This is a genomic window from Methylogaea oryzae, from assembly GCF_019669985.1.
GTDB lineage: Bacteria > Pseudomonadota > Gammaproteobacteria > Methylococcales > Methylococcaceae > Methylogaea > Methylogaea oryzae.
Genome location: NZ_AP019782.1, coordinates 3,330,108 through 3,353,388, shown reverse-complemented (window position 1 = coordinate 3,353,388; position 23,281 = coordinate 3,330,108). Strand labels below are relative to the sequence as shown.

Here is a 23,281-nt window from a genome sequence, read left to right as displayed (position 1 = left end):
ACGGATGCCTGAGCACGGCGCCTCGGTCGTTATTCTCGCCCAATCCGGCCGTATGCTGGCCCAGTCGGCGGCGCGGGCCGGTTGGCGGACCCGGGTGCTGGATTTATACGGCGACGAGGACACCCGCGCTTGCAGCGAGCGCTGCGCCCTGGTGGACGACGGGGGCGGTTTCGACCATGGGCGAGTGCTGGACGAGCTGCGGCGGGCGGCGGCGGAGGGTGCTCGGGGCCTGGTCTACGGCAGCGGCTTGGAGTGCGCGCCGGATTGGTTGGACGAAATCGCCGGTCTGCTGCCGGTGTGGGGCAACAGCCCCGATGTGTTGCGTTGGCTCAAGTCGCCGCCGCGATTTTTCGCCCTGCTGGACGAGTTGGGCATTCCCTACCCGGAAAGCTGTTTTCAGCCGCCGGATTGCCCGGACGGCTGGCTGCTCAAGCCCGGTTGCGGGGAGGGCGGCAAGGGTGTAGCCTTTTGCGCCGCCTCGGCTGTACAGGATGGGGCGTATTATCAGCGCCATATTGCCGGCACGCCCATGTCGGCTTTATTTTTGGCCGACGGAAACCATGTTCGGTTGGTCGGTTTCAACGCGTTGTGGACCACGGGCGCAGCCGGCCAGCCGTTCGGTTTTGCCGGGGCGAGCAACCGGCCGGATTTGCCGCCGGTCTGGCGCGGCCGGGTGGCGGATTGGACGGGGCGGCTGGCGCGTCGCGTGGGGCTCAAGGGGTTGGGCAGCCTGGATTTCGTCTACGACGGCGATCGGTGTTGGGCGCTGGAGGTCAATCCCCGGCCTAGCGCGACGCTGGCCTTGTACGACGCGGATTTTCCCGACGGTTTGCTGGCCGCCCATGTGCGCGCCTGCGGCGGTGCGTTGCCGGAGAGCGTGCCGCTGTCGATGGCGCGCGCCATGCGCATCGTCTATGCGCCGCGCCGCTTGAAGGTACCGGCCGGCGTGGTGTGGCCGTCCTGGTGCGCCGATTTGCCGGCGGCGGAAAGCGAGATTGCGGCGGGAGAGCCGCTATGCAGCGTCGCCGTGGAAGGCGGCGTACAGGATTTGCCGCGTTTGTCGCGGGAGCGGGAACGGATGGCCTTGGAACTGTGCCGGCCTCTGTGACGGCGTGGATTGATGCGGATAACTATTTAAAGAGTGAGTTGGGGAAACCGATGAGTCAGCATAAGATCAGTGTGAACGCCGCCGTGCGGCCTTTGGTGCGTACTTTGGTGGAGCAGGCGGACAAGCTGCGCGTCAAGGTGGGCAAGTTGCCCAACGGCGCCACCGTGGTGGACGCCGGCATCGAGGCGCCGGGCGGCCTGGAGGCCGGCCGCATCATCGGCGAAATCTGCATGGGCGGCCTGGGCACGGTCAGCCTGTCTTTCGGCACCAACTCCGCCCGCTGGCCTTATCAGGTGAACGTGCACAGCACCAACCCGGTCATCAGCTGCCTGGGCTCCCAATACGCCGGCTGGAGCCTGTCCCACGGCGAAGGCAAGGGCGCGTTCTACGCCCTGGGTTCCGGCCCCGCCCGCGCCATGGCCGTCAAAGTGAAGGACGGCGTGGAAACCTCGGTGGAAGAGCTCTACAAGGAGTTGGACTACCGCGACCGATGCGACGAAACGGCCATCGTGCTGGAAGTGGACCGGATGCCGCCGGTGGAACTGGTGGACAAGGTGGCCAAGGCTTGCCAGCTGGACCCGTCCAAGGTGACGGTGATCTTGACGCCCACCAGCAGCCTGGCCGGCGGCGTGCAGGTGGTGTCGCGGGTGCTGGAGGTCGCGTTGCACAAGGCCCACAGCCTGCATTTCCCGCTGGAAAACATCATCGACGGCTGCGGCAGCGCGCCGGTGCCGCCGCCTCATCCCAATTTCGTCAAGGCCATGGGCCGCACCAACGACGCCATCCTGTTCGCCGGCCAGGTGCATTTGTTCGTCAAGGGCAGCTCCGAGCAGGCCAAGATGCTGGCCAACGAACTGCCCAGCTCCACTTCCCGCGACTACGGCAAGCCTTTCGCCGAAGTGTTCAAAGAGTACAACTACGACTTCTTCAAAGTGGACGCCATGCTGTTCAGCCCGGCGCGGGTCACCGTGACGGCGGTGGACAGCGGTCTGAGCTTCCACGCCGGCCAGTTGGACGAAACGTTGCTGGAGCGGTCCTTCGGGGAGTAAATGGCCCGCTTCGCCATCGTCACCGACGATCCCGGTTGGCACGGCGCGCAACTGAAGCGCGCTTTGGCCGGCCGGGGCCATGTCGGGGAGTTCGTTTCCCTCACCGCCTGCCGCCTGAATCTGGAAAGCGAGCATTGTTTGCCGGTCGTCGTTTCCGGTTTCGAGGGACGCTTGCCGGACGGCGTGTTCGTGCGCGGCGTGCCCGGCGGCACGCTGGAAGAGGTCATCTTTTACCTCAACGTATTGCACGGGCTGCGCGAACTGGGCGTCAAGGTCTACAACGACGCCCGCGCGGTGGAGCGCACGGTGGACAAGGGCATGACCAGTTTCCTGCTGCGCCGCGCCGGTGTGCCGACCCCGCCCACCTGGGTGCTGCGCGACCGCGAACACGCGCTGGCGGTGGTGGAAAAGGAGCTGCGCGCCGGTAACCAGTTGGTGACCAAACCCTTGTTCGGTTCCCAGGGCGAAGGCTTGCAACGCCTGGAAAGCCTCGACGATTTGTTCAATCTGGCGGCCAGCAACGGCGTTTATTACCTGCAACGCTTCGTCGACTGCGGCGACGAGGCCTATCACGACTGGCGCGTCTTCGTCATACGCGGCCGCGCGGTGGCTGCCATGCGCCGTTACGGCCAAACCTGGCTCAACAACGTGGCCCAGGGGGGGCGCTGCGAGGCGGCGGCGTTGGACGGCCGGTTGCGCGACCTGGCCGAGGCGGCGGTGGCGGCGCTGGACATGGATTATGCCGGGGTGGACGTGATCCGCGACGCCAACGGCGGCTTCAGCGTCATCGAAGTCAACAGCGTGCCGGCCTGGAAAGGCTTGCAGAGCGTGTGCGAGATCAACGTGGCCGAAGCGCTGGCGGAGGATTTCCTGGTTCGCTGCGATTTGCCGGTGCTCGACGAGGCCGCGTCGTGAGCCGGCGGGATTTGCGCCAGGCGGTGCAGCAGGCCTATCTCGAAGCCTGCGAGCTGGAGCTGCAGGCCTTCAAGCCGGGCAACGTGAGCGTGTATTCCGAAGGCCACGGCATGACGGTGGAGCATTTCCGCCGCAGCGCCGCCGCCAGTGCTGCTCCCCTCGCAGATCCTTCGCTGTCCCTGGGGGAGAAAATACGGGAGGCCACTCGAGCCACTTGGGCGGTGGTGGATTGCAACACGAACCTGGGCATCTTGCTGCTATGCGCCCCCTTGATCCAAGCGGTCCAGCAGCCGCGTGGCGCCGACCTGCGCCAGTCCCTGTCCGTGGTGTTGCAAAACACCACGCGGGAAGACGCCGAGGCGGTATACGAGGCCATCCGTTTAGCCTCGCCGGGCGGCTTGGGCGAAGCCCCCCAGCAGGATGTGCGCGACGCGCCGCAAGTGACCTTGCTGGAGGCCATGGCCCTGGCGGCGCAGCGGGACCGCATCGCCTATCAGTACGTCAACGGCTACCCAGATATTTTTGACTTTGCCATACCCAGGTATCATACTTCGCGGCGGCCAGGCAAGGACGAGGCATGGCTTGCCGTGGATATCTTCGCCGGATTGTTACGGCGGATTCCCGACAGCCATATCGAGCGCAAGTATGGTGATCGTTATTCCAGGATGGTGGCGGAGCGGATGGCTCTTGTCGAAGAGAGTTTGTCCAAAGACGGGCCTGACCGTTGTTTGGAGCTACTGCGGGAAGTGGATGCCGAATTCAAGGCCGTGGGGGTGAATCCGGGCACAACGGCCGATTTAACGGTAGCGGGCCTATTGGCCGTGCGCTTATGCGCGCTGTTCGATAACTATAATTAAAATGCCACGCGGGTATAATTACCAGCCTGAGCAGTGGCATTGAGCGGGGCGCTGGTTGGCCCCGATCCGATGTTAGGGAGATCATGGCAATGTCGTTGATTCAAAAATTTTTTTCGTTTTTTACACCAGAGGAGATAGCAATGGGTAAAGTGAACAAACTGTTGGTCGGTGAAGCACTGTGCGGCGGCGGCAACGAAATCGCCCACATCGACCTGATCCTGGGGCCGCGCGGCAGCGCCGCTGAAAGCGCCTTCGCCAACTGCGTCACCAACAATAAGGACGGCTTCTCGTCCCTGCTGGCCGTGGTAGCTCCGAACCTGATGTGCAAGCCGAACACCGTGATGTTCAACAAAGTGACCATCAAGAACGGCAAGCAAGCCGTCCAGATGTTCGGACCGGCGCAGCGCGGCGTGGCTATGGCAGTGATGGATTGCGTGGAAGACGGCACCATCCCGGCCGACGAAGCCGACGATTTGTTCATCTGCGTGGGCGTGTTCATCCACTGGTTGGCCGAAGACGACGCTAAGATCCAGGACTACAACTACGAAGCCACCAAGCTGGCCATCAAGCGCGCCGTAGCCGGCGAGCCGAAGGCAGCCGACGTAGTGGCTCAGAAGGGTTCGGTAGAACATCCGTTCGCCGCCCACAAGTAAGCTGCTTCATCGCCGCCCCGCGGGTCGGGGCGGCGTGCGGTTTATCGCGAAAGCGCCCCTCGTGGGCGCTTTCGCTTTTGTGCGCCAGGGAGGCGCGCAGATTTCGAGGGGCAGGCCGCGGTTTTCCGCGCGCCGCGCCGGCCTTGACGAATTTTGACGGCTGCCCTTAGCCCAAGCGGCGAGGGCGGTCCTGGGGAACGGCGGACGCTTCCGCTTTTTGCTCGATTTAGAAGGTATCAGCCATGCTTGAGTGTTACGCGTCCTGCCCGTCCGCTTTGGAAGGACTGCTGGAGAAGGAGCTCCGCTCGTTCGGCGCGTCGGAATGCCGCGTCGACCATCGCGGCGTCTGGTTCAAGGGCGGGCAGGAAGTGGCGTATCGGGCTTGCCTGTGGTCGCGTTTGGCCAGCCGCGTGGTGGTGCTCATCGCCGACATCCCGGCGCAGAACGAAGCGGAACTCTATAACGGGGTGCTGGATACCGCTTGGGAGCAGCACATGGATGTGGCGGGCACTTTCGCCGTGGATCTGAGCGGCTCCAGCGCGGGCTTGAATCACAGCCGCTTCGCCGCGTTGCGGGTGAAGGACGCCATCGCCGACCGGTTTCGCCGCCAGGGCGGCCTGCGGCCCAGCGTGGATACCGAACGGCCGGACGTCATGGTGTCCGCCCATTTGCATAAAGGCCGGGCCTGGCTGGGCATCGACCTGGCCGGCGCCGGTCTGCACCGGCGCGGCTACCGCGAAGACGGCGGCGCCGCGCCGCTCAAGGAAAACGTCGCGGCAGCCGTGCTGATGTGGGCCGGTTGGCCGCAGGTGGCGGCGGATGGCGGTGCGTTCGTCGATCCCATGTGCGGCTCCGGCACCTTGGTGATCGAAGCGGCGCTGATGGCCGCCGACATTGCGCCCGGCTTGCTGCGCGACTATTTCGGTTTGCTTGGATGGCGCCGGCACGATGTCGCGTTGTGGGCTCGCCTGCGCACCGAGGCGGAAGAGCGCCGGCGCGCAGGCTTGGAGCGCATGCCCGGCATTTACGGCTACGACCAGGAGCGGCGGGCGGTCGCCGCCGCCAGCGCCAACGTCCAGCGGGCGGGTGTGGCGAAATACGTGCATATCGAGCGGCGAGCCATGGCCGATTCCCGTCGCCAGGGCGATTACGGCTTGGTCGCATTGAATCCGCCTTACGGCGAACGCTTGGGCGCCGAGGACGACCTGGCGGCGCTGTACGAGCAATTGGGCGCGGTGATGCGGGGCCAGTTCGAGGGGTGGCGCGGCGCGGTCATGACCGGCGATGCCGAGCTGGGGTTCCGGCTGGGGATTCGTTCCGAGAAGCCCCGCACCTTATTCAACGGGCCCATCGAATGCCGCTTGCTGACTTTCGCCATCGCGCCCGAGCGTTATTTCACGCCGCGCGACGCCGCCTCGGATACGCCGGCGCGGCGGGCCGTGGCCGACGCCTTGCGCCGGGCGCGTCAGCGCCGTGAGAGCGGCTCCACGGCGGCGGAGGGTTTCGCCAACCGCTTGCGCAAGAACCTCAAACATCTGGGGCGTTGGGCACGCCAGTCCGACATCCTGTGCTACCGCGTATACGACGCCGATTTGCCCGAATATGCCGTCGCCGTCGATTTGTACCAGGGCGAGGATACCCGCTGGGCGCACGTGCAGGAATACGCCGCGCCCAAGGACATCGACCCGGCCAAGGCGGACGAGCGTTTGGGCGACGCCCTGGCGGCCGTGTCCGAGGTGTTGGAAATACCGGCGGACCGGCTTTATCTCAAGGTGAGGCAAAAGCAGAAAGGCGCCGAGCAATACGATAAGCTGGCCGACAGCGGGCGTTTCCACGAGGTGCGGGAAGGCCCTTGCCGTCTGTGGGTGAACTTCGAGGACTATCTGGATACCGGCCTGTTCCTGGATCATCGCATCACCCGCCACATGCTGGGCGAGTTGGCCGGCGGCAAGCGCTTTCTGAATTTGTTCTGCTACACCGGCAGCGCCACGGTGCATGCGGCGCTGGGCGGCGCCATTCATACCACTTCGGTGGACATGTCGCGCACTTATCTGGATTGGGCCGGCCGCAATCTGGCGTTGAACGGTCTGGTCGGTTATCAGCACGAACTGGTGCAGGCGGATTGCTTGGCCTGGCTGGATCAGGCGGCTCGCGCCGGCGGCGCCGGCTACGACTTGATTTTCGTCGACCCGCCGACCTTCTCCAATTCCAAGCGGATGGAAGGCGTATTCGACGTGCAGCGCGACCATGGGGTGCTCATCGACGGCGCCATGCGCTTGCTGACGCCGGGGGGGCTATTGGTGTTTTCCACCAATCGGCGCAAGTTCCTGTTGGATGAGCGCTTGTCGGACCAATACCGCGTGGAGGACATCACCCGCCAAACCATTCCCATGGATTTCCAGCGCAATCCGCGCATACATGTGTGCTGGAAAATCCGCCGCTGAGGGTTTGGGTTACCATAGCGGCGAGCCGCCGCGGGAGACGAGAGTGTGAAACGAGCGCATATGTATATTAAGGGCCGAGTGCAGGGCGTCAGCTTTCGCGCCGCTGCCCGCGCCCACGCCCAATCCCTCGGCGTCGGCGGTTACGCGAAGAACTTGCCCGGCGGCGAGGTGGAGGTCTTGGCGGAGGGCGAGGCCGCGGCGGTGGACGCGTTTGTGGCGTGGTGCCATCAAGGGCCGGGGCTGGCGAGCGTGCAGGAGGTTAGCTTGACGGAGGAAGAAGTGCCGTTCGGCGAATACGATCATTTCGCCATACGTTACTGACCCATCCTGCGTCAGCGGGTAGAATGCAACAATGGCGCTCGGTCGCCCAAATCAATAAAAAACTGGCGTGTGGATATGGGGCAGATTACGGCGGAATTGGACAAGAAGCTGCTGGCGGCCGTGGAGCAAATGCCGGCTTTCCCGCGCAGCGTGCAGCGTATCCTGGAGTTGACCCGCGATTTGGCTTGCTCGCCCAAGGAGTTGGTGCAGGTTATCGAAACGGATCCGGTGATGACGATCAAGGTATTGAAGGTCATCAATTCGTCCTATTACAGCTTCCCCAAAAAAATCACGTCCGTTAGCCAGTGCGTGGTGTATTTGGGATTCAATACGGTCAAAAATCTTGCCCTGGGCATCGCCGCCATCGGTATTTTGCCCAAGCATAACGGCGCCGATTTCGATGTCGAGCAATACCTGCTGCATTCTTTGTCCACCGCCAGTTTGGCCAAGCTGTTATGCGGCCGGGTGGGGCATGCGGGCCTGGAGCCCATGGATTGCTATATCGCCGGCTTGCTGCACGATTTCGGTAAGGTTGTGTTCGCCCAGTTCATGCCGGAAGAGTTCAGCGCGGCCTTGGCGCTCAGCCGGCAGGAGAATATTCCCCTGCATTTGGCCGAGCAGCGCATGATCGGCGCCGACCACACCGTGGTGGGCTCCATGCTGGCCGAGCACTGGCAGTTCGCCCAGCCCCTGGTGCAGTGCATTCGGCATCACCATTCCACCAACGTCGATACCGGCGTGATGCACGCCTGCTTGTTCCTGGCCAACCAGATCAGCAAGCAAATGCGCTACGGCGACAGCGGCAATGCCTGCATCGAAACGCCGTCCGCCGAGCAACTGCGCTATTTCGGCGCCACGTCGCTGGAGGAGGTGATTCCCAGCGAGAGCGAGATGGAGAAAGTGCTGCTGGAGGCGAAAACTTTCGCCCAACTGGAGAACGCCTGATGAAGGTCAGATTCTGGGGTGTGCGCGGTTCCATCCCTTCGCCCGGTCCGCGCACGGCCAAATACGGCGGCAACACCACCTGCATCGAGGTGCGCACCGGCGCCGGTGACTTGATTATCCTGGACGGCGGAACCGGCATTTTCGCTTTGGCGCAATCCCTGATGAGCCAAATGCCGGTGACCGCCCACATATTCCTGACCCACAGCCACTGGGACCATATCCAGGGACTGCCGTTTTTCACCCCCATCTTCATTCCCGGCAACCGCGTGCGGCTGCACGGCGCGTTCGATCCCGTGACCGGCCAGGGCGTGGAACAGGTGATGCGGGTGCAGTTGCAGTACAGCTATTTCCCCGTGCGCGAAGTCGAGTTGAAAGCCGATTTGGAATACGTCACCTTGGCGTTCGGCGAAAGCGTGACGGTGGGCAGCGCGGTGGTCACGCCGGTGTTGCTCAACCACCCGGTGATCAATTTGGGCTATCGGGTCGATTGCGACGGCAAGTCGGTTTTCTTTACCGGGGACCATGAGCCGCACTACAACCTGTACGAGCCCGACGAAGACGGCTACGCCGAATACCAGGCGCTCATCGACGAGCAACGCGATGCCATATACGCCGCCATCGCCGGGGTGGACGTGCTGATTACCGATTCTTCCTATACCGTGGAAGAGTATCCCGCGAAAAAGGGCTGGGGCCACGGCACGTTCGATTCTTCCATCCAGATAGCCCAGGCTGTGCGAGCCAAGCGGTTGTACTGCACCCACCACGAGCCGACGCGTAGCGACGACGACTTGGAGAGCGTGTTCGCCGACGCCGTGGCCCGTTATCCCCGCAAGCCGGGAGATCCAGAATATTTCCTGGCGCGCGAGGGGCTGGAGATCGCGCTGTAATCCTGGGGAAAAAAGACCGGCGACGGGAGGGCAGGCCTGGTCGCGGGCCCTTCCTGTGAGGTGAGGATGGGGCCGCGGCGAGGTTCCGCGCCGGTGCTCAAGAGGCTCCGAAGAGGTTATGCGCGATATATAAGGCAAGTGCTGTGCCATTCCGGCTACAGCAGGTGGGACGCGGTTTCTTGCCGTCGACGGGGCGCCGGGCGCCCGATTTCCTGGGGCAAATGCCGCACCGTTGCGGCAAGCGACACAGCTCGTTTTAAAGCAAATGGCCGATTTCCGGCCGCTCCGTCGTCAGGCGTTGACGGAACGCCTCCACCGCTTTTTCTTGGTCCCGCGCGGCGCGCGGAATGTCCACCGCCACCTCGGCGACGACCCGGGTGGGCGAGGGGGTGAGGAATATCAAGCGATCCGCCAGGCTAATGGCTTCCCGCAGGTCGTGGGTGACGAACAGCACCGTATGGGGGCGTACCCCCCAGACTTCCAGCAGCAACTGACGTACCCGGCGCGCCGTGGGCGGGTCGAGGGAGACGAACGGTTCGTCCATCAGCAACAAGTCGGGCTCGACGGCGAAGGCGCGGGCAATGGCCGCGCGCCGGCTCATGCCCAGGGACAAGCGTTGCGGATAAACGTGCTGGGCCGCTTCCAGCCCCAGGATGCGCAACAGCTCGTCCACGTCGGCTCCGCCGTCGCCGGGCAGGGCCAAGTCGATGTTCTCCCTGACCGTGCGCCAGGGCAACAGGCGCGGATTTTGGAAGACATAGCCGATGACCGGCGCAGCGCCTTGCCGGTGGCCGATGTCGATGGCGCCCTGATAGTCGCGATCCAGCCCCGCCACCAAGTTGAGCAGAGTGGTCTTGCCGCAACCGGAGGGGCCCACCAGGCAGACGAACTCCCCAGGAGCCAACGACAGGTGCAAGTCCTCGATGGCCGCCGGAGCGCCGGGCTTATAGGCTTTGCGCTGAATATGGATGTCGACCTGGGTCATCGTCGCCATTGTCCGGCAAGGCGGTCCAGGGGACGCAACAGGCCCGCTTCCACCGCTTGGATCACGACGACGAAGGCCAATGTGTAGGCTAGGATGCCGGCCACGTCGAACATCTGGAAAAACAGCTGCAGCTGGTAGCCCATGCCGTCGCTGCGCCCCAGCAGTTCCACCACCAGAATGATTTTCCAGGTCAGCGCCAGCCCGCTGCGGGACGCCGCCAGCAGGAAAGGCGCCAACTGCGGCCAGACGACGTGACGCAGGGTCTTCCAGCGGCCGAAGCGATAACTTTGCGCCATTTCCAACAAGTCCCGATCCAAGCTGCGCGCGCCCTCCCGCAGCGTCACCGCCACGTTGGGCAGTTTGTTGACCACCACGGCGGCCATGGCGGCGCTTTCGGTCAGCCCGAACCAAACGTAGCAGAGGATGATGGTGACGAGGGCGGGGATGTTGAGAAACACCACCAGCCAATGGTCGAAAAAGCGGTCGAGCAGCGGCCGTCGGCCCAGCAGTATGCCCAGCGCGGCGCCCAACGTCATGGCCACGGCGAAACTGGCTCCCAGCCGCGCCAGGGTGATGCCCAGGTGATGCGGCAAGCGTCCGGAGGCCAGTTCCCGCGCCAGCACCTGCGCGACGGCGGCGGGCGTAGGCAGCGCCTGGCTGCCGGCCAGTTGCGCGGCGGTTTGCCAGAGCGCCAGCAGGGCGAGCAGCGACAGCAGCGGCAAGGCGGCGATGAGCCTGGGGCGTAAGTCAGGCATTGCTTAGCGGCTTGGCTGGGCGGGCTTCACCGGTCGGCGGCGTGGGGCCAGAACGTACCGGGGGCGAGCGTTTCCGATTGGCCGGCGGCTTCCGCGCCGCCGGCTTGCTTGAGCAGCCGGTAGAGCGTTTCGGCCGCTTTTTGCTCGTCCGCGCCCCAGTGCCGCACCTGTCCGGCGCAATAGTTGCGCCGCAAGCTGGCCAACGCCGCAGGGTCTTCCTCCTGGGTCAGGGACTTTACTTTTTCCCAGGCGGGGTCCGATTCGCACAGCAGGCGTTTGGCTTCCTGCGTGGCGGCCAAAAACCCTTTCAGGGCAGCTGGGCGCTGCGTGCCGAGAGTTTCCCGAAACACGTACCCGAGGCTGGGGAGAACGGCTTTGATGCCCAGCTGATGCATCAAATCCTGGCCGTTGAGCAGCGGCCGATAGCCCTTGCCTTCCAGTTTGGCGGCGTAATGCCAGTAATCCAGCAGCGCGTCCAGCTTGCCCTGTTGCAGTTGCTCGTTGAGGAGCGGCGGGGCGCCGAACACCACGGTGGCGGCTTTTTCCAAATCCTGCCCGTATTTTTCCTGGTACAAGGCGCGCAACAGCAGCCAGTTCTTGTCCAGGCCGCCGCCGGCAACGCCTAGGCGCTTGCCGGCCAAATCGGACAGATCCTTGATGGGAGAGGCCGGCGGAACGATCAACACGCCGTGGCTGGCGGAGTAGGGCGCGAAGCTGAAGTCGGCTCCGTTTTCTCTTTGCCGCGATACCCAAATCCAGTCGCTGACGATCAAATCCACGCTGTTGGAAAGCAAGGCCACCGAGCCCGCCTGAGGGCTGGCGAGGGTCTGGGTTTCCAGTTCGATGCCGTTGGCTTTGTCCAGCCCCGCGTCCTGAATGGTGGCCAGCTCCCAATTGAGGGTGCCGAAAGCCAAGGCGCCGATGCGCAGGGGTTCGGCGGCGTGGGCGGTGGTCGAGGCGGCTAACAGAAACAGCAGGTAATGCAGGGTGCGCGTCATGGTGTGGGGAGGCCTGATGCGGAGTGTGAGGGATTTGGCTAATTGTAACGACAGCGGCGCTTGGGGGATAGCGCGCGGCCAGTTGGCACTCGCCAAGCGTGGTTGCGATTGCTATTCTTTCGCGACAACGGCATCCGTTCCAACTTATAACAACTACAGAGGAAGCATCCGCATGGCCGAGTGTATTTTTTGCAAAATGGCGGCAGGGGAGATTAAACCCGCCATTGTGCATGAAACCGACCAGGTTCTTGCCTTTCGCGACATCAATCCCCGCGCTCCCGTGCACGTTTTGGTGATTCCCAAGAAGCACATCGCCACCCTCAACGATCTGGACGCCGGCGATACCCAGTTGGCCGGCGAGTTGCTCCAAACCGCGAAAATCGTTGCCGAAATGGAAGGGTTGTCGCAAAACGGCTATCGCACGGTCATCAATTGCAACGCCCACGGCGGCCAGGAAGTCTTCCATCTGCACATCCACGTGTTGGGCGGGCGCGCCATGAAGTGGCCTCCGGGCTGAGGGCCGGAGCGGTCGTTTAATGTTGGATTCTTTGATGAGTTGGCTGAGCTCGGCGGAGTTCATGCCGCACGGTTTCTGCTACCAGTGGCGATCGGACTTGTTGTCGCTGCACGTGGTCAGCGACCTGCTGATTGTCCTGTCCTATTACTCCATTCCTTTCGCCTTGCTGGTGTTCGTGCGCCGACGCACGGATTTAGCCTATCGCTGGGTGCTGCATCTGTTCGGGCTGTTCATTTTCCTGTGCGGCACAACGCATTTGATGTCGATCCTCACCGTCTGGATGCCGGCCTACTGGCTGGCCGGCGCGATCAAAGTCGCCACGGCGGCGGTGTCCCTGGTGACGGCGGTATTGATCTGGCCTTTATTGCCTAAATTGCTGGCCCTGCCCAGTCCGCGGCAGTTGCTGGAAGCCAATCGGGAACTGGCCAAGACGTTGGCGGCCCACGAAGCCGTGGAGCAGCAGTTGCGCAAGCTGTCGCTGGCTTTGGAATACAGCTCCAGCATGGTGGTGATCACCGATATCCACGGCAATATCGAGTATTGCAATCCGGCGTTTTGCCGGGTGACGGGGTATAGCGCCGAGGAATTGATCGGTCAAAAACCCAGTATTCTGAAATCCGGCTTTACCGACGATACCGTCTACCGGGATCTGTGGGCGGCCATTGCCGGCGGCGGCGAATGGCAGGGCGAGTTGCTGGACCGTAAAAAGAACGGCGAGTTGTACTGGGCGTTGGAGTACATCGCTCCCATCAAGGACGAACAAGGGCGTGTGAGCCAATACGTGGCCGTTTCCCACGACATCAGCGAGCTGAAAAATTCGGAAGAAACCATAAAGCGCCTGGCTTTTTACGATCCCTTGACGGATTTGCCCAACCGCGCACTGTTCCGCGAGCGGCTGGATCAAGCCATGGTGTGGGCGCGGCGCGAAAGCGGACCTTTCGCGCTGTTGTACCTGGATCTGGATCGCTTCAAGAATATCAACGACACCCTGGGCCATATGGCGGGGGACCGGCTGCTGGTGGCCGTGGGGCAGCGCATACGCCACTTGCTGCGGGAGATCGATACGGTGGCGCGGCTGGGCGGCGACGAGTTCGCGGTCATCCTGCCCAACGTCGGCCGCCCGGAAGAAGTGGGCGGCGTTGCGGAGAAGATCGTCAGCGCTTTGAATCAGCCGTTTCAGGTGGACGGTTATGAACTGTTCGTCAGCGGCAGCATTGGCGTCGCCGTGTATCCCAGCGATGCGACGGACATGGACCGCTTGATCATGTTGGCGGATTCCGCCCTGTACCATGCCAAGGATGGCGGTGGCAACCGCTTCGAGTTTTACAGCGAGCTGTCCAACGCCGTGACCTTGGAACGGCTGGCCTTGGAAATGGATCTGCGCTACGCCTTGGATAGGGGCGAGTTGATGGTCTACTACCAGCCCAAAGTGGACTTGCGCAGCGGCGACATGGTGGGCTCGGAGGCCTTGCTGCGCTGGCGCCACCCGGTTCACGGCTTGGTGGCGCCGGACCAGTTCATCCCCATCGCCGAGGAAACCGGCCTTATCGTCGCCATCGGCGAGTGGGTGCTGCGGACGGTGTGCCGGCAGATTCGCCGCTGGTGCGACCAAGGGCGTCGATTCAGCGTGGCCATCAACCTGTCCGCCCGCCAGTTCCGCGAGCGGGAGCTGGCCGCGGTCATCAGCGCCGCGCTGGCGGATGAAGGCTTGGCGCCGGAACTGTTGGAGCTGGAAATCACCGAGAGCATCGTCATGCACAATGCGGAGCAGGCGGCAGTGATCCTATCCGGCTTGAAGGAGCAAGGCTTGTCGGTTTCCATCGACGATTTCGGCACCGGTTATTCCTCGCTCAACTACCTCAAGCGTTTCCCTGTGGACGCCTTGAAAATCGACCGTTCGTTCGTGCGCGACATCGCCACGGACAACGACGATGCCCGCATCGTCGCCGCCGTGGTGGCCTTGGCCCACAGCCTGGGGCTGCGCGTCATCGCCGAAGGCGTGGAAACGGCCGAACAGGGCGAGTTCCTGCTGAGTGAGGGCTGCGATCAAGCCCAGGGCTATTTCTACGGCCGGCCGGTGCCGGCGGAAGAGTTGTTTAAAACTTGAGCCCGGGCCCGGTTTCCCAACGGTGCTTCGGGAACCGGGCTGTGCGCGGAATTCGGCGGCGCTCCCGCTTTAGCGGGAGTCGCCCGGTCGCAGGTTCGGCAGTTTTTCCAGCAGTTTCAAATAGCGCCGGTAGCGGCTATCGCTGACTTCCCCTTTTTCCACCGCCTCGCGCAGGGCGCAGCCCTGGTCTTTGATGTGGGCGCAGTCGTTGTAGCGGCAGCGGGGCAGGAAGGGTTGGAAGTCGCGGTAATTCTGGGCCAGGATGGCGGGGGTCATGTCCGCCATGCCGAATACGGCGACGCCGGGGCTGTCGATCAGGTCGCCGCCGGCTGCCAGATGGTAGAGCGTCGCCGCGGTGGTGGTGTGGCGGCCCAGGCCGCTGAGGGCGGAGATGTGGCCGACGCGGATGTCGTGCTCGGGCAATAGCGCGCGGCTGATGGAGGATTTGCCCACGCCGGACTGGCCGGCCAGCATGCTGGTTTTGCCCGCCAGCGCCGCTTGCAGTTCGCTCATGCCGGCGCCCTGTTTGACGCTGACGCGCAGCAGCGGGTAACCGATGGCGGCGTAGCCTTGCAACTGGCTTTCCACCTCCGCGTCGCCGTCGAACAGGTCGATTTTGTTGAACAGCAGGACGGCGCCGATGTCGCGGTGTTCGCACACGGCGAGGATTTGGTCGGCCAGCAGGAAGTCGGGCTCCGGTTCCGGCGCCATCACCACCAGGACTTGGTCCAGGTTGGCCGCCACCAAACGGGTTTTGCCGCCGTGGGCCGGGCGCAGCAACTCGCTGCGGCGCGGCAGCACTGCTACCACCCGGCCCTGGTCGTCGCCGCAGGGTTCCCACAGCACTTGGTCGCCCACCGCCACGCTGCCCAGCTGGCGCAGGGTGTGGCAGGCCAGCACGCGGCCGTCCGGGCCTTCCACCGCCAGCCCCTTGCCCAGGTGGGCGACCACCAGGCCTTGCCGCCGCTCGCTCATGGGGCGGTCAGGCGGTTTTGGCGTTCAGGTGGCCGATGCGGTCGGCGGCCGGCGGGTGGCTGTAGTGGAAGGCGGAGTAGACGGGGTCCGGCGTCAGGGTGCTGGCGTTGTCCCGGTACAGTTTGACCAGGGCGCTGACCAGGGCGGTGGACTTGGCGTGCTCGGCGGCGAAGTCGTCTGCTTCGAATTCGTTCTTGCGCTGGAACATCGCCATCAGCGGTTGCAGGAACAGCGTGAAGCTGGGGCTGACCAGCATGAACAGCATCAAGGCGGCGGCGTTGGACGGCTGCGACACCCCCAGGCCGTGGTAAAACCAGTCGTTGCCGGCCAGCCAGCCCAGCAGGGCGAAGCCGGCCAGGGTCGTGGTGGCGCTCACGCCCAGCATTTTCACCACGTGCTTGCGCTTGAAGTGGCCCAGCTCGTGGGCCAGCACCGCTTCCACTTCGTCGTGGTTGAGGGTGGTGAGCAGGGTGTCGAAGAAGACGATGCGCTTGTTGTTGCCTATTCCGGTGAAATAAGCGTTGCCGTGGCCGGAGCGGCGCGAGCCGTCCATGACGAATATGCCCTTGCTGTGGAAGCCGCAGCGTTCCAGCAGGGCTTCGACGCGGCTGCGCAGGGCGTCGTCCGCCAGGGGCGTGAAACGGTTGAACAGCGGCGCGATGAAGGTGGGATAGGCCCAGGCCATCACCAGGGAGAAGCCCATCAGGATGGCCCAAGCCCACAGCCACCACAGGCCGGCGCCGTCCATCACCCACAGGATCAGCCACAGCAGCGGCCCGCCCAGGGCCAGGGTCAAGGCCCACTGCATGAGCAGGTCGGTGGCGAACTGGCGCGGCGTGTTGCGGTTGAAACCGTGGCGTTGTTCCAGCACGAACGTGCGGTACAGGTCGAAGGGCAGGTCCAGCAACTGCGCCGCCAAGAAGAAGGTGAGGATGGTGGCCATCCCTTGCAGCGTGGCGGACCAGCTGCTGGCGCTCCACAGGCCGGCGATCCAGTCGATGCCCCCGCCCAGGGTGAAGCCCAGGGTGACTAGCGCGCCGAAGGCTCTTTCCTTCTCGCCCAGGTTGCCCTTGTCCAGGGTGTAGTCGGCGGCTTTTTGGTGGGATTCCAGGGGAAAGCTGTCGCGGAAGGCGGCCGGCACCTCGCCCCGGTGGGCTTTGACGTGGGCCGCCTGGCGCCGCCATAGCCAGGTTTGCAGGCCGAGGGCGACGGTGAGGGCGGCGAGGAAAACGGTGGTCATGGTGTTCATGGAGCGGTCTTCAGTCTGGATATATTGCGCAACAGCTTAACCTAAGCCTTGGTTTTTTCCGACTACGCGGCGGCTTTCGGGAAGCCTTCGGCGGTTGGGCCGCGCGGCGGCGCTGCCTTTGCTAAAATGAATGCCAATTTGACTGAGACCCGATGCCGCCATGCCGCAAGACAAGGAAAACCTCATTTGGATCGACCTGGAAATGACCGGGCTCGATCCGCAAAAGGAATGCATCATCGAAATCGCCACGATCGTTACCGACAAGCACTTGAACGTGTTGGCCGAAGGTCCGGTGATCGCCGTCAGCCAGCCGGAAGCGGCGTTGGCCGGCATGGACGCGTGGAATCAAAAAACCCACGGCGAGTCGGGGTTGGTGAAGCGGGTGAAGGAAAGCACCATCGGCGTGGCCGAGGCCGAGCGGCTGACGCTGGAATTTCTCAAAGAGTGGGTGCCGGCCGGCGCTTCCCCCATGTGCGGCAACAGCATTTGCCAGGATCGGCGCTTTCTCGTCAGGGAGATGGTCGAGCTGGAGCGTTATTTCCACTATCGCCACCTGGACGTGTCCACGCTCAAGGAACTGGCCGCCCGCTGGGCGCCGCAGATCAAGGACGGTTTCAAGAAACGCAATACCCACCAGGCCCTGGACGACATCCGCGAGTCCATCGAGGAACTGCGTTACTACCGCGAGCATTTCATCCGTTTGCCTTGAGTCCGCCACACCGGAGATAAGCATGCCTTCCAGAGCCAAGCCTTCAGCCAACAGCAGCAAGCTGGACCAAGTCGTCGCCGAAGCCCGCCGAAACCGGGAGGAGCGGGAAAAAGGCTATCGGGAGCGGGCGCTGAAAATGTATCCCTGGGTCTGCGGCCGTTGCGCCCGCGAATTCACCCACGCCAACCTGCACGAGCTCACCGTCCATCACCGCAACCACGACCACGATTACAATCCACCCGACGGCAGCAATTGGGAGCTGTTGTGCCTGTATTGCCACGACAACGAGCATTCCCGCTACCTGGAAGCGGGCAACGGCGGTTTGGGCGGCAACGGCAAGTCCGCCATTACCCAGCAGCCTTTCGCCGATCTCAAGGCGCTGCTGAAGCGGGACTAAGTTCGCTTCATCGTTTCGCCCGGGCCGCGATAAGGCTATAGTGTTCGCGACTCCGGCCGTTCCGGCCGGCTCGTCCACCGCAACGCCAAAGGTGTCCATCATGAAAAAGCGGTTGCCGGCAATTCTCCTATCCATCGGCTTTCCCCTGGCCGCCTCGGCGGTGAGCCTGCAGCAGGCGCCTATCCAGCACCAAACCCTAGCGGCAGCGCACGAGCAAGCTGCGAAAGCCAGCCAGGAAGCGGCCAATCACCACAAGGCGGCGGCCGAGGCTTACCGGGCGGGGAAAGAGCAAGACGCCAAGCATCACGCCGCCGCCGCCCGGCGCGCGGCGAAACAAGCTTCGGAGCTGACGCGGGAAGCGGAGGAGTGATCCGCGGCGGGGCGAAGCCGCGGTTGATTTAGGTTTCGCCATCGCTGCATTCCTTGCCTTGCCGCCGTAGCGGGACCAGCCCTTCGGACACGAGTCGCTACCCCGTCCATTATGAATCCGCTAAATCCAATGACTGAGCGCCCAGTTGGGGCTTTGGACGCCCCCGTCGCCTCGGTGGAGGAGCTGGCTGCCGCGTTGACGCGCCAATCCCCCCAGCCCTATGCCAAGCTGAGCGGCGTTTTGTTGCGGGAAGGCTTGATAACGGAAGCGCAGTTACGGGCGGCGCTGGCGCTCCAAGTGCAGCAGCCCGGCTTGCGCATGGAGGACGTGCTGTTGCGGCAGGGCGTCATCAGCGCGATGGATTTGAATCGGGCGATCGCCATTCAGGTCGGGGTGCCGCGGGTGGATTTGCGCCGCTTCAAGGCTTCCGTGGATGCCCTGCGCTTGGTTCCCGAAAAGCTGGCTACGTCATTGAAGGCGATGCCGCTATGCGTGCTGAACTCGTCCCTGGTCGTCGCCGTGGCCAATCCCATGGACCCCGCGCCGCTGGAACAGCTGCGCTTTCACACCGGCATGACGCTGGAGCCGGTGCTGGCGCCGGAGGAGGAGGTGCTGTGGGCTATCGAGCGTTATTACAGCGGCAATATCGACTTGTTGGCGTCCATTTTGGACGACAGCCAATCGGAGGCGGACGACCTCGGTTACGAGTTGTCGGAGTCGGACAACGCCCTGGTCAAGTTCGTCAATCGCATGATCCTGGACGCCTATGAGCAGCGTGCGTCGGATATCCATATCGAGCCTTATTCGGGGCGGCGCAAGAGCCTCATCCGTTTCCGCAAAGACGGCACCTTGGTGAATTACGCCGAGTTGCCTTTCCACTACCGCAACGCCATCGTGGCCAGGGTCAAGGTGATGTGCGGCCTGGATATCGCCGAGCGCCGCAAGCCCCAGGACGGCAAGATCGACTTCAGCAAATTCGGCCCGGCCAAGCTGGAGCTGCGCGTGGTCACCGTGCCGACGGCGGGCGGCATGGAGGACGTGGTGATGCGCTTGTTGGCGGGCAGCGAGCGTTTGCCGTTGGACGATTTGTTGCTGACGCCGAGCAATTTGGAAAACATCAAGCAGTTGATCGCCAAGCCTTACGGCCTGTTTTTGGTGTGCGGCCCCACCGGGTCGGGCAAAACGACCACCCTGCATTCGGTGCTGGGCCATTTGAACACGCCGGGGCGCAAAATCTGGACCGCCGAGGATCCGGTGGAAATCACCCAGGACGGGCTGCGCCAAGTGCAGGTGAACCAGAAAATCGGCATCACCTTCGCCGGCTGCATGCGCACCTTTCTGCGCGCCGACCCGGATATCATCATGGTGGGGGAGATGCGCGACGAGGAAACCGCCTCCGTCGCCATCGAGGCCTCCCTCACCGGGCATTTGGTGTTTTCCACCCTGCACACCAACAGCGCGCCGGAGTCGGTGGTGCGGCTGCTGGATATGGGGATGAACGCCTTCAATTTCTCCGACGCGCTGCTGGGGGTGTTGGCCCAGCGGTTGGCCAAGCGCCTATGTCCCGCTTGCAAGGAGGGGTACGTGGTGGAATACGAGACGCTGGGGCCTTTGTTCCGCGAGTACACGGCGGAAACCTTGCCGCCCGACGTGCATCCGGACCAGGTCGAGGTGATGCGCTACTCGGTGTTGGAGGAATGGGGCCAGCACCGGGGCGAAGACGGCAAGCCGCGGTTGTATCGCGCCAGGGGCTGCGAGGCGTGCGAGAACAGCGGTTATCGGGGGCGCGTCGCTTTGCACGAATTGCTGGTGGCGTCGCCGCGCGTCAAGCGCATGATCCTGGAGCGCGCGTCGGTGCCGGATATGCTGCTGGCCGCTTATAACGAAGGCATGCGCACCTTGAAGCAGGACGGCATCGTGAAATGCTTCCAGGGGTACACCGACATCCATCAGGTACGCGCCGTCTGCGTCAAGTAAGCCTGGCGCCGCGCGCGGCGAGCGAATTTCGGGCAATAAAAAAGGCCGGCTGAGCCGGCCTTTTTCGCAGCTTGCGCCTAGCCTTAGGAAGCCAGGGCCAGCGCCTTCACCTTGGCGTTCAGGCGGCTCTTGTGACGAGCGGCCTTGTTCTTGTGGATCAGGCCTTTGTTCACGGCGGAGTCGATGATCGGCTGCGCTTCGCGGAAAGCGGCTTGTGCTTGAGCGGCGTCGCCGGTCTGCACGGCCACGAGAACTTTCTTAACGTGTGTGCGCAGGCGGCTGCGCATGGCAGCGTTGTGTTCTCTGCGCTGCTCCGCTTGGCGGGCGCGCTTTTTCGCGGATGCAATGTTAGCCAAAGCTTGTCCCCTTAACCTTTGTCGAAAGAAATTCGTAAGAGGCGCATTGTGTTGAATCGGGGGATTTTTGTCAATGCTTATTTGCTGTCGGCCAGCCCGGCGCGGCATTATACTGCGGCCTTTTGCGAACGTGGCTGGAGACGGGGTTGAGCGGGCGGTTGATGAAGTCCACAGCGGTGGTTGGCGGCATGACTCTGGTGTCGCGGCTGCTGGGTTTCGTGCGCGATATGGCGATTGCCCAGGCGTTCGGCGCTACGGCCGCTACCGATGCGTTTTTCGTGGCTTTCAAAATCCCCAACTTCCTGCGCCGGCTGTTCGCCGAAGGGGCATTCGCCCAGGCTTTTGTGCCGGCGCTGTCGGAATGCCGGCAGAACAACGGTCATGCCGAATTGAAAGCCTTTATCGACGGCACGGCGGGCGCGCTGGCCTCGTTGCTGCTGGCGCTGACGGCCATCGGCATGGCGGCGGCGCCGTGGGTGATCCTGCTGTTCGCGCCGGGCTTCGCCCAGGAGGGGCGGCAGTACGATCTGGCGGTGCAACTGCTGCGGGTGACTTTCCCTTACTTGTTTTTCATTTCCCTGACTGCGTTCGCCGGCGGCATCCTCAATATTTTCGGCCGTTTCGCCGTGCCGGCCATTACGCCGGTCATCCTCAATCTGTGCATGATCGCCGCCGCCCTGTGGCTGGCTCCCTTGTCGGACGAGCCCATGCTGGCTCTGGCCTGGAGCGTGTCCGTCGCCGGCGCGGCGCAGTTGCTGTTCCAGGCGCCGGCCCTATGGCGGCTGGGGCTGTTGCCGCGGTTGCGCTGGGGGTTCGGCGACGCCGGCGTGCGCCGCATTCTGGGGTTGATCGGGCCGTCGCTGTTCGGCGTGTCGGTGACGCAGATCAATCTGTTGCTCAATACTGTACTGGCTTCGCTGCTGGCGTCCGGCAGCGTGTCCTGGCTGTATTACTCGGATCGGCTGCTGGAGTTTCCCGTGGGCCTGTTCGGCGTGGCTTTGGGTACGGTGGTGCTGCCGGCCCTGTCCTTGAACCATTCCGGCGGGCGGGCGGGGGCCTTTTCCTTGGCGCTGGATTGGGCATTGCGCTGGGTGGCGGCCGTGGGCTTGCCGGCGACCGTCGGGTTGGCGTTATTGGCCGAGCCTATCCTGTCGGTATTGTTCGAATACGAGGAGTTCACCGCCACCGACGTGCGCATGGCCGGCCAAAGCTTGTTGGCTTATAGCCTGGGTTTGGTTGGTTTCGTGGCGGTGAAAGTGCTGGTGCCGGGCTATTCTGCTCGGCAGGACGCCCGAAGCCCGGTGCGCTACGGTGTGGTGGCGGTGGCGGCCAATATCGTCCTCAGTTTTGCGCTGGCGCCTTGGCTGGCCCACGCCGGCTTGGCCTTAGCCACGGCTTTGGCGGCTCTGCTCAATTCCGGGTTGTTGTTGCGCAAGCTGCTCAAGGACGGCGTTTACCAGCCGGCACCGGGCTGGGGCGAGTTTTTCGGCCGCATGGCCGTTGCCAATGCGGCCATGGGCCTGTGGCTGTTCCGCTGGGCCGATAGGGGCGAATGGGCCGGTTGGGACAAGGCGGAGCGGGCCGGCCATTTGTTGCTGTGGGTTGTCGCCGGCGCCGGCGTTTACGGCCTGTGCCTGTGGCTTTGCGGCATGCGGCCGCGTCATTTGTCCCTGCGCGGCGGCGAGGCATAGGCCGATTTGGCTTGCTCGCTGGTAAAATCGCGCCCTTATGCCTTTTTCACCGTAAATCGACATGCGCATTGTCCGCGGAATCGCTAATTTGCCGGCCTTGCCCCTGGGGTGCGTGGCTACCATCGGCACGTTCGACGGCGTGCATCGGGGGCACGAGGCGTTGATTCGCGGGCTGGCGGAACAGGGGCGGTGCATGGGATTGCCGGTGGTGGTGGCGTTGTTCGAGCCGCAGCCGCGCGAATATTTTCAGCCCGACCAAGCGCCGGGGCGCTTGTGCCGCTTGCGGGAGAAAATCCAGGCTCTGGCCCAATTGCCGGTGGATTATGCGCTGCTATTGCGGTTCGACCGGGGGTTGGCGGAGCAGGAGCCGGAGGCGTTCATCCGGGAAACCCTGATCGACGGTTTGCGGGTGAAATATTTGGTGGTGGGCGACGATTTCCGCTTCGGCCGGGCGCGGCGCGGGGATTTCGACCTGCTGTGCCGAGCGGGTGAGGCCGCGGGGTATGCCGTGGCCGATACCCCGACCTTCGCCATGGACGGCCGCCGGGTCAGCAGCACCTGGGTTCGGGAGGCGTTGATGTCTGGCGACTGCGCCCTGGCCGAGCGCTTGCTGGGCCGGCCTTACGCCGTGTGCGGCCGGGTGGTGCACGGCAACCAGTTGGGGCGGGTATTGGGTTTTCCCACCGCCAACCTGGCGCTGCGCCGCAAAAACGTTCCGGTCAAAGGGGTGTTTGCCGTTACAATGCGGGGCATAAACGGCCGCGAATTGGCCGGCGTCGCCAACGTCGGCCAGCGGCCCACCGTGGACGGCGGCAGCGCGGTGTTGCTGGAAACCCATCTGTTCGATTTTCACCAAGATATCTATCAGCGCCTGGTGGAAGTGCGTTTCCACGGCAAGCTGCGCGACGAGCAGCGGTTTTCCTCCATGGAAATGCTGCGCGCCCAAATCCAAAGCGACGCTCTGGCAGCCCGCGCTTTCCTGGCGCAGCGGAATTTGTTGCCCTAACTAGCCTGAC

General features: G+C 63.7%; 23 protein-coding genes. 17 read left to right on the top strand and 6 right to left on the bottom strand.

All coding sequences use genetic code 11. The features are described from left to right. Positions 1-4: 4 nt before the first annotated feature. From K5607_RS14775 to K5607_RS14735, 9 genes are all read left to right on the top strand, one after another. Complete coding sequence (locus K5607_RS14775) at positions 5-1,108, top strand: ATP-grasp domain-containing protein (protein WP_221047466.1); 1,104 nt, start codon at positions 5-7, stop codon at positions 1,106-1,108. Between the two features lie 50 nt (positions 1,109-1,158). Next, on the top strand, positions 1,159-2,157 hold the full coding sequence (gene mch, locus K5607_RS14770; protein ID WP_221047465.1) for a methenyltetrahydromethanopterin cyclohydrolase: 999 nt from the start codon (positions 1,159-1,161) through the stop codon (positions 2,155-2,157). Then, a complete protein-coding gene (locus K5607_RS14765) occupies positions 2,158-3,072 on the top strand; it encodes an ATP-grasp domain-containing protein (protein WP_221047464.1) in 915 nt (304 codons plus the stop codon). It abuts the gene before it with no gap. Next, positions 3,069-3,929 (top strand): triphosphoribosyl-dephospho-CoA synthase, encoded by an 861-nt coding sequence (locus K5607_RS14760; RefSeq protein WP_246598880.1) that lies wholly within the window; start codon positions 3,069-3,071, stop codon positions 3,927-3,929. The genes K5607_RS14765 and K5607_RS14760 overlap by 4 nt, the downstream gene beginning before the upstream one ends. Positions 3,930-4,069: 140 nt before the next feature. Next, on the top strand, positions 4,070-4,582 hold the full coding sequence (gene fae / locus K5607_RS14755) for a formaldehyde-activating enzyme (protein WP_221047463.1): 513 nt from the start codon (positions 4,070-4,072) through the stop codon (positions 4,580-4,582). Between the two features lie 242 nt (positions 4,583-4,824). Then, entirely contained in the window at positions 4,825-7,026 is a 2,202-nt protein-coding gene (rlmKL, locus tag K5607_RS14750) for a bifunctional 23S rRNA (guanine(2069)-N(7))-methyltransferase RlmK/23S rRNA (guanine(2445)-N(2))-methyltransferase RlmL (protein ID WP_221047462.1), read from the top strand. Between the two features lie 60 nt (positions 7,027-7,086). Beyond that, positions 7,087-7,347 carry an acylphosphatase gene (locus K5607_RS14745; RefSeq protein ID WP_156302739.1) on the top strand — a complete coding sequence of 87 codons (261 nt, stop codon included), beginning with the start codon at positions 7,087-7,089 and terminating at the stop codon, positions 7,345-7,347. Positions 7,348-7,422: 75 nt separating this feature from the next. After that, entirely contained in the window at positions 7,423-8,292 is an 870-nt protein-coding gene (locus tag K5607_RS14740; RefSeq protein ID WP_054774159.1) for an HDOD domain-containing protein, read from the top strand. After that, complete coding sequence (locus K5607_RS14735) at positions 8,292-9,179, top strand: MBL fold metallo-hydrolase (protein ID WP_054774157.1); 888 nt, start codon at positions 8,292-8,294, stop codon at positions 9,177-9,179. The genes K5607_RS14740 and K5607_RS14735 overlap by 1 nt, the downstream gene beginning before the upstream one ends. Before the next feature lie 256 nt (positions 9,180-9,435). Here K5607_RS14735 and K5607_RS14730 read toward each other — a convergent pair whose 3' ends face one another. Genes K5607_RS14730 through K5607_RS14720 form a run of 3 tightly spaced genes read right to left on the bottom strand, consistent with a single transcriptional unit; the run spans position 9,436 to position 11,917 of the window. Then, positions 9,436-10,164 (bottom strand): ABC transporter ATP-binding protein, encoded by a 729-nt coding sequence (locus K5607_RS14730; RefSeq protein ID WP_221047461.1) that lies wholly within the window; start codon positions 10,162-10,164, stop codon positions 9,436-9,438. Continuing rightward, entirely contained in the window at positions 10,161-10,919 is a 759-nt protein-coding gene (locus tag K5607_RS14725; protein WP_221047460.1) for an ABC transporter permease, read from the bottom strand. The genes K5607_RS14730 and K5607_RS14725 overlap by 4 nt, the downstream gene beginning before the upstream one ends. A 26-nt stretch (positions 10,920-10,945) precedes the next feature. After that, positions 10,946-11,917 carry an ABC transporter substrate-binding protein gene (locus K5607_RS14720; RefSeq protein WP_221047459.1) on the bottom strand — a complete coding sequence of 324 codons (972 nt, stop codon included), beginning with the start codon at positions 11,915-11,917 and terminating at the stop codon, positions 10,946-10,948. 172 nt (positions 11,918-12,089) lie between these two features. On the opposite strand from K5607_RS14720, the gene K5607_RS14715 reads away from it, so the two are divergent. Together K5607_RS14715 and K5607_RS14710 are read left to right on the top strand one after the other, a co-directional pair. Next, positions 12,090-12,434 (top strand): histidine triad nucleotide-binding protein, encoded by a 345-nt coding sequence (locus tag K5607_RS14715; RefSeq protein WP_054774204.1) that lies wholly within the window; start codon positions 12,090-12,092, stop codon positions 12,432-12,434. Between the two features lie 34 nt (positions 12,435-12,468). Beyond that, positions 12,469-14,541 carry a putative bifunctional diguanylate cyclase/phosphodiesterase gene (locus tag K5607_RS14710; protein WP_221047458.1) on the top strand — a complete coding sequence of 691 codons (2,073 nt, stop codon included), beginning with the start codon at positions 12,469-12,471 and terminating at the stop codon, positions 14,539-14,541. Positions 14,542-14,610: 69 nt separating this feature from the next. Here the strand turns inward: K5607_RS14710 and rsgA are convergent, their stop codons facing one another. Next, positions 14,611-15,516, bottom strand: a complete 906-nt coding sequence (rsgA, locus tag K5607_RS14705; RefSeq protein ID WP_221047457.1) for a ribosome small subunit-dependent GTPase A — start codon at positions 15,514-15,516, stop codon at positions 14,611-14,613. Between the two features lie 7 nt (positions 15,517-15,523). Continuing rightward, positions 15,524-16,765, bottom strand: a complete 1,242-nt coding sequence (locus K5607_RS14700) for a M48 family metallopeptidase (protein ID WP_221047456.1) — start codon at positions 16,763-16,765, stop codon at positions 15,524-15,526. Between the two features lie 160 nt (positions 16,766-16,925). On the opposite strand from K5607_RS14700, the gene orn reads away from it, so the two are divergent. From orn to K5607_RS14680, 4 genes are all read left to right on the top strand, one after another. Then, entirely contained in the window at positions 16,926-17,474 is a 549-nt protein-coding gene (orn, locus tag K5607_RS14695) for an oligoribonuclease (RefSeq protein WP_054773951.1), read from the top strand. A 22-nt stretch (positions 17,475-17,496) separates the two neighbouring features. Continuing rightward, on the top strand, positions 17,497-17,871 hold the full coding sequence (locus K5607_RS14690) for a YajD family HNH nuclease (protein WP_221047455.1): 375 nt from the start codon (positions 17,497-17,499) through the stop codon (positions 17,869-17,871). Positions 17,872-17,971: 100 nt separating this feature from the next. Then, entirely contained in the window at positions 17,972-18,241 is a 270-nt protein-coding gene (locus K5607_RS14685; protein ID WP_162232399.1) for a hypothetical protein, read from the top strand. 153 nt (positions 18,242-18,394) lie between these two features. Next, positions 18,395-20,218 (top strand): GspE/PulE family protein, encoded by a 1,824-nt coding sequence (locus tag K5607_RS14680; protein WP_221047454.1) that lies wholly within the window; start codon positions 18,395-18,397, stop codon positions 20,216-20,218. Positions 20,219-20,301: 83 nt separating this feature from the next. On the opposite strand, the gene rpsT is transcribed toward K5607_RS14680, so the two are convergent. Continuing rightward, on the bottom strand, positions 20,302-20,574 hold the full coding sequence (rpsT, locus tag K5607_RS14675; protein WP_054773947.1) for a 30S ribosomal protein S20: 273 nt from the start codon (positions 20,572-20,574) through the stop codon (positions 20,302-20,304). Between the two features lie 161 nt (positions 20,575-20,735). On the opposite strand from rpsT, the gene murJ reads away from it, so the two are divergent. Further along, positions 20,736-22,265 carry a murein biosynthesis integral membrane protein MurJ gene (murJ, locus tag K5607_RS14670; RefSeq protein ID WP_246598879.1) on the top strand — a complete coding sequence of 510 codons (1,530 nt, stop codon included), beginning with the start codon at positions 20,736-20,738 and terminating at the stop codon, positions 22,263-22,265. Positions 22,266-22,326: 61 nt separating this feature from the next. After that, positions 22,327-23,271 carry a bifunctional riboflavin kinase/FAD synthetase gene (gene ribF / locus K5607_RS14665; protein ID WP_221047452.1) on the top strand — a complete coding sequence of 315 codons (945 nt, stop codon included), beginning with the start codon at positions 22,327-22,329 and terminating at the stop codon, positions 23,269-23,271. Positions 23,272-23,281 lie beyond the last annotated feature (10 nt).